This window comes from Pseudomonas sp. xss_2 (assembly GCF_043104195.1).
In the GTDB taxonomy this organism is placed as follows: Bacteria; Pseudomonadota; Gammaproteobacteria; order Pseudomonadales; family Pseudomonadaceae; genus Aquipseudomonas; species Aquipseudomonas urmiensis.
Genome location: NZ_JBICKL010000034.1, coordinates 24844 through 36766 on the forward strand (window position 1 = coordinate 24844; position 11923 = coordinate 36766).

Below are 11923 nucleotides of genomic sequence, written 5' to 3' on the forward strand. Positions count from 1 at the left end.
TGATTCCTCAACGCGGCTCGGCGGGTGCCGGCAGGGTGAAACCGGAAACCGAGCGGCGCATCTCACTGGCCATGCGCGCCAGGTGGCGAATGCTGTCGGCGGTGGCACCGGAGCCGGCGGAGGTCTGCGCGGTGATTTGCTGGATCACCGCCATGGTGTGGGAAATCTGCCCGGCCGAGGAAGTCTGCAACTGGGCGGCATCGGAGATACTGTGGATAAGATCGGCCATGGTCTGCGAAACCCCTTCGATCTCGGCCAGGGCAACCCCGGCATCCTGCGCCAGGCGCGCTCCACGTACCACCTCGGCGGTGGTCTGCTCCATGGAAATCACCGCCTCGTTGGTGTCGGTCTGGATGGTACGCACCAGCGCTTCGATCTGGCGGGTGGCCGACGAGGAGCGCTCAGCCAGGCGCTGCACTTCGTCGGCAACCACGGCAAACCCGCGCCCCGCCTCCCCGGCCAGCGAGGCCTGGATCGCGGCGTTGAGCGCGAGGATGTTGGTCTGCTCGGCAATGTCGTCGATCAGGCTGACGATATCGCCGATCTCCTGCGACGACTCACCCAGGCGTTTGATCCGCTTGGCGGTGTCCTGGATCTGCTCGCGGATGTTGTCCATGCCTTGGATGGTGTTGTGCACCACCTCGTTGCCCTTGTTGGCGATGGCAACCGAACGCTCGGCAACCTTGGCCGACTCATAGGCATGCGCCGAGACGCGATCGATCGACTCGACCATGTCGCCGACCGCCAGCGACGCTTCGCTGATCTGGTCGGCCTGGTGCTCGGAGGCCTTGGCCAACTGGCGGGCGGTGTTTTGCGTGTCTTGTACCGCAGCGGCCACTTGCACGGCGCTGTGGATGATGGTCGCGACCAGGTCGCGCAGCTGGTCGACGGAATAGTTGATCGAGTCGGCGATCGCTCCGGTGAAGTCCTCGGTCACCGAAACCGTCACGGTCAGGTCGCCGTCGGCCAGTTCTTCGATTTCATCGAGCAGGCGCATGATCGCCTGCTGGTTGCGTTCGTTCTTCTCGGCGGTTTCGCGCAGTTGGCGGTTAGTGGCACGAACCATCACCGAACCGATGAGGATAATCGAGGCCAAGGCAATCAGGCCCAGTACGTAGCCGCCGACAGTATCCAGGGTGCGCCCGTTGGCCAGGTTCTCGAAGCCGTTGGCCAGGTGCGAGGCCTCATCAAGCAAGGTCTGCGACAGGCTGAAGATGTTGCTCGCGGCTTCGCGCACACGGAACAGCTCAGGCGAGGTTTCCAGAATTTCATCAACGCTGCCGGCGACGAACTGGAACAACTCGGCGATCTCGGCCAGCCGCGCGCGGGCGTCGGCATCCTCGACCCGGGTGACCTGGATCGCCGGGTTGCCGCCAAGCATGCCTTCGAGCACCTGACCGAAGCGGCTGGCATCGCGGCCAAAGGCGTCTGCGGCCTGCACTGCGGTGTCATCGCCGGCCAGCACGGTGTTGACCGAACCGAGAATGCGCTCAGCCAACAGCAACTGACGCTGCGCCACCGCCACCTGGCTGGCGGGCGCACCACTCTGCAGGAGGATTTCCACCACCTTTTCGTACTCAACCTGCAACTGCGGCACGGTTTCGGCCAGGGTTGCCGCCACCTGGTGCAGCGACAATACGGTCTGCTCGCTGGCCAAGATGGTGTCGGTGTTCTTGCGCAGGTTTTCCCAATCCTGGCGCACCGCCTCCATTTCATCGCGCATCTTCGCCGGAGCTGCTGGCAACGCCGTGGTCTTGTCGCCTTCGCGCAGGTAACTCCAGCGACGCTCGAAGTCGTTGCGCGCATCCGACAGCAACCTGAACGCCAGCGCCTTGCCTGCGGCAGCCTCGGTGGCGTTCTTGGCAATGCGCTGGGACAGCACGCGCAGCTCGCCGGCATGGCCGATGTACTGCTTGTCGTAGTTGGACTGGGTATTGAGGTAGGCGAAATTGGCGAACAGCAAGACGATCGACAGGATCAGCACCACGAACAGCACGGTGATCTGCGCACTGCTGCGCGCACGCGGAGTCACGGCGGGTGGAGTGACGGGGCTGGCGGGCTTGTTCACGGTCGATCCTCTACAACGCTACATCAAGAAAGCCCGGCGCCTGGGCCAAGGCGAACGGACTGAAGATCGCCCAATTGCGCTCCCGCGGGAAATGCCCCTGAACGAACGGCGCCGCTGCGCGCAACAGCGGCTGCGGCGGCGACAGGTCGAGGCTGCTCAGGGTGAAGTGCTGCAAACCCAGCACCTCATCGACCAACAGCCCGGCGAACAGGTCTTCGTGGTCCAATACCAGCACGCGCCGCTGCTTGCCCGGCGCTACCGGGCCGAGGCCGAAGAAGCTGCTCAGGTCCATCACCGGCAGCAACCGCCCGCGCAGGTTGGCGACGCCGCAGACCCACGGCTGCACCCCCGGCACACGGCTGCTGCGCGGCTCACGCAAAACTTCGGCAACTTCGCCCATCGGCGCCACGAACCACTGCCCGGCAATCCGAAAACCGATCCCGCTCCACTGCTGCAAGCGGTTGTCCTGCAACGGTTGGTCGGCCACCAGCAGGCGGCAGCGCCGGTCGATATCCAGCAGCAACTCGAAGGCGGTCAGCGACGCGCCTTGCGGGCGGGTGGTCAACCTGCGAGCACTTCTTTGAGTTTGGCGATCAGCGCCTCTTCTTCCACCGGCTTGATCAGAAAGTCACGGGCGCCCTGACGGGTTGCCCAGATGCGGTCGGTATCCTGGTCTTTGGCGGTGATAACTATGACCGGTATGGCCTTGGTCGCATCGTCCTTGGCCAGCTGGCGGGTGGCCTGGAAACCATTGAGGATCGGCATGACGATATCCATCAGGACCACGTCGGGCTTCTCCTGACGGGCCAGGGCTACGCCATTGGCGCCGTTTTCCGCTTTAAGGACCTCATGGCCATGCTTTACCAGTATTGCGGTCAGTTTGTGCAACTCTGTCGGCGAGTCGTCGACAATCAGAACTCGGGCCATGCTGTTTCCCCATCAAGGAAAAGTGACGCCGCCAGCACCGGCGGGGTCAGGGTGCGTGTTGTTCCTGCGCGGCGAATTCGGGCACATGCGCCCTGATCGCATCGAGCAGTTCTTCTTTGCTGAAGGGTTTGGTCAAGAACTGATCGGAGCCGACCACCCGCCCGCGGGCCTTGTCGAACAGGCCGTCGCGTGACGACAGCAGGATCACCGGGGTGTCCTTGAAGGCGCTGTTGTGCTTGATCACGGCGCAGGTCTGGTAACCGTCCAGGCGCGGCATCAGCACATCGACGAAGATGATCCGTGGCATGTGGTCGACGATCTTGGCCAGCGCATCGAAACCGTCACTGGCGGTAATCACCTCACAGCCGGCTTCGCTCAGCAGCATCTGGGCGGTGCGGCGGATCGTGCGCGAGTCGTCGATCACCATCACCTTCAGGGGTTGTTCCATAATCGCGTTGAGTCCGCTTATCGCGAGGCTTGCCCGCGATTGAATCGCCCGAAGGCCTATGCAGGCATTTTTAGCACACTCCGGGTGGCCATTCCATCTGCTGCACCCCTTGACCATCCACGCGTGCGGCGCCACCCTGAGCCACTTTTCTTTCCAGTCATCGCGGCCAGGCGCCGCCAAGAGGAAACTACCGATGAGCGTTCGCCTCGGGATTGTCATGGACCCCATCGCGGCCATCTCCTACAAGAAAGACAGCTCGCTGGCCATGCTGCTGGCAGCCCAGGAGCGCGGCTGGACGCTGTTCTACATGGAACAGCAGGACCTCTACCAGAACCAGGGCGTGGCCCGCGCCAAGGTGCGCGGGCTCAAGGTGTTCGCCGACCCGGCGCACTGGTTCGAGCTGGACGCCGAAGCCGATCTGCCGCTGAGCGACCTGGATGTGATCCTGATGCGCAAGGATCCGCCGTTCGACATGGAGTTTGTCTACAGCACCTACCTGCTGGAGCAGGCCGAGGCCGCCGGCGTGCTGGTGGTCAACCGCCCGCAGAGCCTGCGCGATTGCAACGAAAAGCTGTTCGCCACGCTGTTCCCGCAGTGCACCCCGCCGACCTTGGTCAGCCGACGCCCGGACATCATTCGCCAATTCGCCGCCGAGCATGGCGATGTAATCCTCAAGCCGCTGGATGGCATGGGCGGCACCTCGATCTTCCGCCACCGGGTCGGCGACCCTAACTTGTCGGTGATCCTCGAGACCCTGACTGCGCTGGGCACCCAGCAGATCATGGCCCAGGCCTACCTGCCGGCGATCAAGGATGGCGACAAGCGCATCCTGATGATCGACGGCGAGCCAGTGCCGTACTGCCTGGCGCGCATTCCGGCCAGCGGCGAGACCCGTGGCAACCTGGCAGCCGGTGGCCGTGGCGAGGCGCGCCCGTTGACCGAGCGCGACCGCTGGATTGCCGCCCAGGTCGGCCCGACCCTGCGGGAGAAGGGCCTGCTGTTCGTCGGCCTGGACGTGATCGGCGAGCACCTGACGGAGATCAACGTCACCAGCCCGACCTGCATCCGCGAGATCGACAACGCCTTTGGCACCCAGATTGGTGCGCAACTGATGGACGCCATTGATCGCAAGCTCAAGGCGCGCTGACCACCAACGCGGAGCAAAACCGCGCAGTGGGGTATGATGCGGGTCTTTTTCACCTGACCTGCTGCCCCGCTTCGCGGTTGCTGGATACCTGATGACGCTGCCCGCCGACATCCCTGCCGACATGCTGCCACCCCGCGTTCGCCCGGTGGACCGGCTCGGCTTTACCCTGTTCCTGGCTGCCCTGGTGCACCTGGCGCTGATCCTTGGCGTCGGCTTTACCGTGGTCAAGCCCAGTGAAATCCGCCACACCATGGACATCACCCTGGCCACCTTCAAAAGCGAAAAACCGCCCGAGAAGGCCGACTTCCAGGCCCAGGACAATCAGCAAGGCAGCGGTACCCTGGACAAGAAGGCGGTGCCCAAGACCACCGAACTTGCGCCGTTCCAGGACAGCAAGATCAACAAGGTCACCCCGCCCCCTGCGGCTAAGCCCGAGACCCCGCCGGCGCCACAGAAGTCCGCGGTGGCCACGCAGGCGAGCAAGCTGCACAAGGTCGAGCCCAAGCCCAAGGAAAGCAAGCCACAGCCCAAGCCTGCCGCGGCCACGCCCGACTTCGACAGCTCGCAGCTGTCCAGCCAGATCGCCAGCCTTGAGGCAGAGCTGTCCAACGAACAACAGCTGTATGCCAAGCGCCCGCGCATCCACCGCCTCAATGCCGCCTCGACCATGCGCGACAAAGGCGCCTGGTACAAAGAGGAGTGGCGCAAGAAAGTCGAGCGGGTCGGCAACCTCAATTATCCCGACGATGCCCGCCGCCAGCAGATCTACGGCAATCTGCGCATGATGGTGTCGATCAATCGCGATGGCTCGCTGTATGAGGTGTTGGTCCTGGAGTCGTCCGGCCAACCGGTGCTCGACCAGGCCGCCCAACGCATTGTGCGCCTGGCGGCGCCATTTGCGCCGTTTACCGGGGATCTGGCCGAGTTCGATCGCCTGGAGATCATCCGCACCTGGCGCTTTGCCCGCGGCGACCGCTTGTCGAGCAATTAGGCCATCACTGAACCCATGCTGATGGGTTGATCTGGCACCCACCCTGTGGGAGCGGGCCTGTGGGAGCGGGCTTGCCCGCGAACGAGGGCGAAGCCCTCGCCATCCACAAGGGTGCTCAAACCGGTCTCTTCGCGGGCAAGCCCGCTCCCACAAGGTCGGGCAGCGCTGCCAATGTCCTATCCAATGCACGACAGTGTGCGGTCGGGACTGGAGACACTGTGCAGCACCTTGTCAGCCTCGCCACCTGGCGCCACACTATCCCCCATGAAAAACCTCACGCCGAGTTACCTCAAGCATCAGTTCCTCATCGCCATGCCGCACATGGCCGATCCGAACTTTGCCCAGACCCTGACCTACATCGTCGAGCACAACGCCAATGGCGCCATGGGCCTGGTGGTCAACCGGCCCCAGGAGCTGAACCTGGCCGACATCCTCGAGCAATTGCGCCCCGACGATGAGGCGCCTGCCAGCACCCTGCAGGTCCCGATCTACCAAGGTGGCCCGGTACAAACCGACCGTGGCTTCGTCCTGCACACCCCGGAGCGCAGCTTCCAGGCCACTATCGAGCTCGACGGCCTGTCGCTGTCCACCTCGCAGGATGTGCTGTTCGCCATCGCTGAAGGCAACGGGCCGAAACAGAGCCTGATTACCTTGGGTTACGCCGGCTGGGAAGCAGGTCAACTGGAAGCTGAGCTGGCCGACAACGCCTGGCTCAACTGCCCGTTCGATGCCGAGATCATCTTTGGCCTGGCCAGCGAGCAGCGCCTGGAAGCTGCCGCTGCACTGCTGGGGATCAACCTCAGCCTGCTGACCACTCAGGCGGGCCACGCCTGATGAGCGAGCTACGCCTGCTGCTGGGTTTTGACTACGGCACCAAACAGATCGGCGTCGCGGTGGGCCAGGTGATCACCGGCCAAGCCCGCGAGCTGTGCACCCTCAAAGCCCAGGACGGCATCCCCGACTGGGCCCAGGTAGAAAAACTGATCAAAGAATGGAAGCCCGATGCCATCGTCGTCGGCCTGCCATTGAACATGGACGGCACACCCAGCGACATGAGCGCCCGCGCGCAAAAATTCGCCAATCGCTTGCACGGGCGCTACAACCTGCCGGTGCACACCCACGACGAACGCCTGACCACCTTCGAAGCCAAGGGCGAGCGCATGGCCCGTGGCGGCCAGCGCGGCAGCTACCGTGACAATCCGGTCGACGCCATCGCCGCAGCGCTGCTGTTGCAGGGCTGGCTGGAGGCCAACACCTAATTCCTTCATTCGCTTTGCCGCCGGGCCAACCCGGCGCCCCGAGGAGCACGCAATGAGCCTACCCAATCCCGCCGAGCTGATCCGGCAGATGGCCGTCGACCTACGCGCCCACCTGGCCCGCCGCGCCATTGCCGAGCCACGCTTCATCGGCATCCGTACCGGTGGCGTGTGGGTAGCCCAGGCCCTGCAACAGGAGCTGGCCGACACAAGCCCGCTGGGCACCCTCGACGTGTCGTTCTACCGCGATGATTTCAGCCAGAACGGCTTGCACCCGCAGGTGCGTCCCTCCGAGTTGCCCTTCGAAGTCGAAGGCCAGCATCTGGTGCTGGTCGATGACGTGCTGATGAGCGGTCGCACCATTCGCGCCGCGCTCAACGAACTGTTCGATTATGGCCGCCCCGCCAGTGTCACCCTGGTCTGCCTGCTGGACCTGGATGCCGGCGAATTGCCGATCCGTCCCAATGTGCTCGGTGCCACCCTGTCGCTGGCCGCCCATGAGCGGGTAAAATTGACCGGACCCGCACCGCTCGCCCTCGAGCGCCAGGACCTCGCCACCGCTTCCGCCCTTTAAGAGTCCCCCGCGATGACGCCATTCGACGCCAAGCGCCCGCTGCAGCTCAATGATCAGGGCCAGCTGCGCCACTTCCTCTCGCTCGACGGTTTGCCTCGCGAACTGCTCACCGAGATCCTCGACACTGCCGACTCGTTCCTCGAAGTCGGCGCCCGGGCCGTCAAGAAAGTCCCGTTGCTGCGCGGCAAGACCGTGTGCAACGTGTTCTTCGAGAACTCGACCCGCACCCGCACCACCTTTGAACTGGCCGCCCAACGGCTGTCGGCCGACGTCATCAGCCTGAACGTGTCGACCTCTTCGACCAGCAAAGGCGAGACCCTGTTCGACACCCTGCGCAACCTTGAAGCGATGGCCGCCGACATGTTCGTCGTGCGCCATTCCGATTCTGGCGCGGCGCACTTCATCGCCGAACACGTCTGCCCGGATGTGGCGGTAATCAACGGTGGCGACGGCCGCCACGCGCACCCAACCCAGGGCATGCTCGACATGCTCACCATTCGTCGCCACAAGGGCAGCTTCGAGAATCTCTCGGTGGCCATCGTCGGCGACATCCTGCATTCGCGCGTAGCCCGCTCGGACATGCTCGCGCTCAAGGCCCTGGGTTGCCCGGACATCCGCGTGATCGGCCCGAAGACCCTGATTCCAGTAGGCATCGAGCAATACGGGGTGAAGGTCTACACCGATCTTGCCGAAGGCCTCAAGGACGTCGACGTGGTGATCATGCTGCGCCTGCAGCGTGAGCGCATGGCCGGCGGCCTGCTGCCCAGCGAAGGTGAGTTCTACCGCCTGTTCGGCCTGACCACCGCACGCCTGGCCGCAGCCAAGCCGGATGCCATCGTCATGCACCCTGGCCCGATCAACCGTGGCGTGGAAATCGAATCGGCCGTGGCCGACGGCCAACACTCGGTGATCCTCAACCAGGTCACCTACGGCATTGCCGTACGCATGGCCGTGCTGTCGATGGCCATGAGCGGACAGAACGCGCAACGACTACTGGACCTGGAGAACGCCCTGTGAGTATCAGCATTCTTGGCGCCCGGGTGATTGACCCCAGCAGCGGCCTGGACACCATCACCGACCTGCACCTGGAAAACGGCCGGATCGTTGCCCTAGGCGCAGCCCCTGCCGGCTTCAACGCCAGCCGCACGATCCAGGCCGACGGCCTGGTAGCAGCCCCTGGCCTGGTCGACCTCGATGTATCCCTGCGCGAGCCGGGCTACAGCCGCAAGGGCAACATTGCCAGCGAAACCCGCGCCGCAGTCGCCGGTGGCGTCACCAGCCTGTGCTGCCCGCCGCAGACCCGCCCGGTGCTGGACACCTCGGCGGTCGCCGAACTGGTGCTGGACCGCGCACGCGAGGCCGGCAACAGCAAGGTTTACCCGATCGGCGCCCTGACCAAGGGCCTGGAAGGCGAGCAACTGGCCGAACTGGTCGCCCTGCGCGACACCGGTTGCGTGGCATTCGGCAACGGTTTGAAGGAAATCCCCAACAACCGCACCCTGGCCCGCGCCCTGGAATACGCCGCGACTTTCGACTTGACCGTGGTCTTTCACTCGCAGGATCGCGACCTGTCGCACGGCGGCCTGGCCCATGAAGGCGCCATGGCCAGCTTCCTCGGCCTGCCGGGGATTCCGGAAAGTGCCGAAACCGTGGCCCTGGCGCGCAACCTGCTGCTGGTCGAGCAGACCGGCGTGCGCGCGCACTTCACCCAGATCACCAGCGCCCGTGGCGCGCGGCTGATCGCCCAGGCGCAAGAGCTTGGCCTGCCGGTGACGGCCGATGTGGCGCTGTACCAGCTGATCCTCACCGACGAGGCGCTGCGGGATTTCTCCAGCCTGTACCACGTGCAGCCACCGCTGCGCACTGCGGCCGACCGTGACGGTCTGCGTGCAGCGGTCAAGTCGGGGGTTATCCAGGCGATCTCCAGCCATCACCAACCGCACGAGCGCGATGCCAAGCTGGCGCCGTTCGGCGCTACCGAGCCGGGTATCAGCAGTGTCGAGCTGCTGCTGCCGCTGGCGATGACCCTGGTCGAAGACGGCTTGCTCGATCTGCCAACCCTGCTCGCACGCCTGACCGCAGGCCCGGCGCAGGCGCTGCGTCTGCCGGCCGGAGAGCTGAAGGTCGGCGGCGCGGCGGACCTGGTGCTGTTCGATCCAAAGGCATCGACCGTAGCTGGCGAACAATGGCTGTCACGCGGCGAGAACTGCCCGTTCATCGGCCACTGCCTGCCGAGTGCGGTGCGTTATACCTTGGTCGATGGCCACGTCTGCCACGAGGCCTGATCACGACGCGCACCACGCGTAGAGTGGCATGTCACGTGGGAGCGGGCTTGCCCCGCGATAGCAATGTGTTTTCATCGTTGCTATCGCGGGGCAAGCCCGCTCCCACGCCACACCCTTCAGGTTGCATTCGGCGACCATTCATCCTCCCCGGTTGAAATTCTTCCCCCCTCCCCCCATATGAGTCTGCATCAGGCATTTTCGCCCCGCTGCGTGGAGACTCTCCCTTGACTACCATCGTTTCAGTCCGCCGCCACGGCAAAGTCGTCATGGCGGGCGACGGCCAGGTTTCCCTCGGCAACACCGTGATGAAAGGCAACGCGAAAAAAGTTCGTCGCCTGTACCACGGCCAGGTCATCGCCGGCTTCGCCGGTGCCACCGCCGATGCCTTCACCCTGTTCGAGCGCTTTGAAGGCCAACTGGAAAAACACCAGGGCCACCTGGTCCGCGCCGCCGTCGAGCTGGCCAAGGAATGGCGTACCGACCGCTCCCTGAGCCGCCTGGAAGCCATGCTGGCAGTGGCCAACAAGGACGCCTCGCTGATCATCACCGGCAATGGTGACGTAGTCGAACCGGAAGATGGCCTGATTGCCATGGGCTCCGGCGGCGCCTTCGCCCAGGCCGCTGCCCGCGCGCTGCTGAACAAGACCGACCTCTCGGCCCGCGAAATCGCCGAGACCGCCCTGAATATCGCTGGCGACATCTGCGTGTTCACCAACCACAACCTGACCATCGAGGAGCAGGACCTGGCCGAGTGATCAGCTGTCTTGGCGCCCAACCCCGGTGGTTGGGCTTTCCCACGCTGACCCACTGCGCCCAAGGACCACATTGATCATGTCCATGACCCCCCGCGAGATCGTCCACGAACTCAACCGCCACATCATCGGCCAGGAAGACGCCAAGCGCGCTGTGGCCATCGCCCTGCGCAACCGCTGGCGGCGCATGCAGCTGCCTGCCGAGCTGCGCGCTGAAGTGACGCCGAAGAACATCCTGATGATCGGCCCGACCGGCGTCGGCAAGACCGAAATCGCCCGTCGCCTGGCCAAGCTGGCCAACGCGCCGTTCATCAAGGTCGAAGCGACCAAGTTCACCGAAGTCGGCTACGTTGGCCGTGATGTCGAGTCGATCATCCGTGACCTGGCCGACGCTGCGCTGAAGATGCTCCGCGAGCAGGAAATCATTCGCGTGCGCCACCGCGCCGAAGACGCCGCCGAAGACCGTATCCTCGACGCCCTGCTGCCACAGGCGCGCAGCGCTAGCAGCTTCGCCGAAGAAGCTTCGCAGTCGAGCAGCGACTCCAACACCCGTCAGCTGTTCCGCAAGCGCCTGCGCGAAGGCCAGCTGGACGACAAGGAAATCGAGATCGAAGTCGCCGAATCCATGGGCGTCGAAATCGCCGCGCCACCCGGCATGGAAGAGATGACCAACCAGCTGCAAAGCCTTTTTGCCAACATGGGCAAGGGCAAGCGCAAAGCCCGCAAGCTCAAGGTCAAGGAAGCGCTGAAGATGGTCCGCGAAGAAGAAGCGGGCCGTCTGGTCAACGAAGAAGAGCTCAAGGCCAAGGCCCTGGAAGCGGTCGAGCAGCACGGTATCGTGTTCATCGACGAAATCGACAAGGTTGCCAAGCGTGGCAATGTTGGCGGCGCCGACGTCTCCCGTGAAGGCGTGCAGCGCGACCTGCTGCCGCTGATCGAAGGCTGCACCGTCAACACCAAGCTGGGCATGGTCAAGACCGACCACATCCTGTTCATCGCTTCTGGCGCGTTCCACCTGAGCAAGCCGAGCGATCTGGTGCCTGAGCTGCAAGGCCGTCTGCCGATTCGCGTTGAACTCAAGGCACTGACCCCGGGCGACTTCGAGCGCATCCTGCAAGAGCCGCATGCCTCGTTGACCGAACAGTATCGCGAGCTGCTCAAGGTCGAAGGCCTCAACATCGAGTTCGTCGGCGACGGCATCCAGCGTCTGGCCGAGATTGCCTATCAGGTCAACGAGAAGACCGAGAACATCGGTGCGCGTCGCCTGCACACCCTGCTCGAGCGTTTGCTCGAAGAGGTGTCGTTCAGTGCTGGCGACCTGGCCAGCGCGCATGACGAAGCGCCGATTCGCATCGATGCCGCGTATGTGAACAGCCACCTCGGTGAGCTGGCGCAGAACGAAGATCTGTCGCGCTACATCCTGTAACACCTCTCCAGAGGGTAATGGGAGCGGCGCGTGGGAGCGGGCTTGCCCC

At 64.3% G+C, this 11923-nt stretch carries 13 protein-coding genes; 9 read left to right on the forward strand and 4 right to left on the reverse strand.

Annotation, left to right across the window (positions count from 1 at the left end; all coding sequences use genetic code 11):
* Positions 1–7: 7 nt before the first annotated feature.
* From ACF8K2_RS04990 to ACF8K2_RS05005, 4 genes are read right to left on the reverse strand one after another with little or no spacing between them, the layout of a single operon-like run.
* Positions 8–2068 carry a methyl-accepting chemotaxis protein gene (locus tag ACF8K2_RS04990; protein ID WP_186557373.1) on the reverse strand — a complete coding sequence of 687 codons (2061 nt, stop codon included), beginning with the start codon at positions 2066–2068 and terminating at the stop codon, positions 8–10.
* 10 nt (positions 2069–2078) lie between these two features.
* Positions 2079–2633 (reverse strand): chemotaxis protein CheW, encoded by a 555-nt coding sequence (locus ACF8K2_RS04995; protein WP_264236681.1) that lies wholly within the window; start codon positions 2631–2633, stop codon positions 2079–2081.
* The gene (gene pilH, locus ACF8K2_RS05000) at positions 2630–2995 is read right to left on the reverse strand and encodes a twitching motility response regulator PilH (protein ID WP_392463729.1); all 366 of its coding nucleotides are present in this window, start codon (positions 2993–2995) and stop codon (positions 2630–2632) included. Before pilH ends, ACF8K2_RS04995 begins: the two co-directional genes overlap by 4 nt.
* Before the next feature lie 46 nt (positions 2996–3041).
* A complete protein-coding gene (locus ACF8K2_RS05005; protein ID WP_186557370.1) occupies positions 3042–3443 on the reverse strand; it encodes a PleD family two-component system response regulator in 402 nt (133 codons plus the stop codon).
* A gap of 193 nt (positions 3444–3636) precedes the next feature.
* Here ACF8K2_RS05005 and gshB point away from each other — a divergent pair, with 193 nt between their 5' ends.
* From gshB to hslU, 9 genes are all read left to right on the forward strand, one after another.
* Positions 3637–4590 (forward strand): glutathione synthase, encoded by a 954-nt coding sequence (gshB, locus tag ACF8K2_RS05010; RefSeq protein ID WP_186557369.1) that lies wholly within the window; start codon positions 3637–3639, stop codon positions 4588–4590.
* A gap of 91 nt (positions 4591–4681) precedes the next feature.
* On the forward strand, positions 4682–5581 hold the full coding sequence (locus ACF8K2_RS05015; protein ID WP_392463731.1) for a TonB family protein: 900 nt from the start codon (positions 4682–4684) through the stop codon (positions 5579–5581).
* Positions 5582–5845: 264 nt separating this feature from the next.
* Positions 5846–6415: a YqgE/AlgH family protein gene (locus ACF8K2_RS05020; protein ID WP_392463732.1), complete on the forward strand. Its 570-nt coding sequence runs from the start codon at positions 5846–5848 to the stop codon at positions 6413–6415.
* A complete protein-coding gene (gene ruvX, locus ACF8K2_RS05025) occupies positions 6415–6840 on the forward strand; it encodes a Holliday junction resolvase RuvX (RefSeq protein ID WP_264236677.1) in 426 nt (141 codons plus the stop codon). Before ACF8K2_RS05020 ends, ruvX begins: the two co-directional genes overlap by 1 nt.
* A 52-nt stretch (positions 6841–6892) precedes the next feature.
* Positions 6893–7411 (forward strand): bifunctional pyr operon transcriptional regulator/uracil phosphoribosyltransferase PyrR, encoded by a 519-nt coding sequence (pyrR, locus tag ACF8K2_RS05030; protein ID WP_186557366.1) that lies wholly within the window; start codon positions 6893–6895, stop codon positions 7409–7411.
* A gap of 12 nt (positions 7412–7423) precedes the next feature.
* Positions 7424–8428 (forward strand): aspartate carbamoyltransferase catalytic subunit, encoded by a 1005-nt coding sequence (locus ACF8K2_RS05035; RefSeq protein WP_392463734.1) that lies wholly within the window; start codon positions 7424–7426, stop codon positions 8426–8428.
* Entirely contained in the window at positions 8425–9696 is a 1272-nt protein-coding gene (locus ACF8K2_RS05040; protein WP_392463735.1) for a dihydroorotase, read from the forward strand. Before ACF8K2_RS05035 ends, ACF8K2_RS05040 begins: the two co-directional genes overlap by 4 nt.
* 224 nt (positions 9697–9920) lie before the next feature.
* Positions 9921–10451, forward strand: coding sequence for an ATP-dependent protease subunit HslV (hslV, locus tag ACF8K2_RS05045; protein WP_158458616.1), 531 nt, complete (start codon positions 9921–9923; stop codon positions 10449–10451).
* Between the two features lie 76 nt (positions 10452–10527).
* Positions 10528–11874 (forward strand): ATP-dependent protease ATPase subunit HslU, encoded by a 1347-nt coding sequence (hslU, locus tag ACF8K2_RS05050; protein ID WP_186557363.1) that lies wholly within the window; start codon positions 10528–10530, stop codon positions 11872–11874.
* The last annotated feature ends 49 nt before the right edge of the window (positions 11875–11923 follow it).

Coding starts and splice junctions, on each gene's coding strand:
- pilH (WP_392463729.1), bottom strand. CDS start 2,995: ATGGCCCGAGTTCTGATTGTCGACGACTCGCCGACAGAGTTGCACAAA.
- ACF8K2_RS05005 (WP_186557370.1), bottom strand. CDS start 3,443: ATGGAACAACCCCTGAAGGTGATGGTGATCGACGACTCGCGCACGATC.
- gshB (WP_186557369.1), top strand. CDS start 3,637: ATGAGCGTTCGCCTCGGGATTGTCATGGACCCCATCGCGGCCATCTCC.
- ACF8K2_RS05015 (WP_392463731.1), top strand. CDS start 4,682: ATGACGCTGCCCGCCGACATCCCTGCCGACATGCTGCCACCCCGCGTT.
- ACF8K2_RS05020 (WP_392463732.1), top strand. CDS start 5,846: ATGAAAAACCTCACGCCGAGTTACCTCAAGCATCAGTTCCTCATCGCC.
- ruvX (WP_264236677.1), top strand. CDS start 6,415: ATGAGCGAGCTACGCCTGCTGCTGGGTTTTGACTACGGCACCAAACAG.
- pyrR (WP_186557366.1), top strand. CDS start 6,893: ATGAGCCTACCCAATCCCGCCGAGCTGATCCGGCAGATGGCCGTCGAC.
- ACF8K2_RS05035 (WP_392463734.1), top strand. CDS start 7,424: ATGACGCCATTCGACGCCAAGCGCCCGCTGCAGCTCAATGATCAGGGC.
- hslU (WP_186557363.1), top strand. CDS start 10,528: ATGTCCATGACCCCCCGCGAGATCGTCCACGAACTCAACCGCCACATC.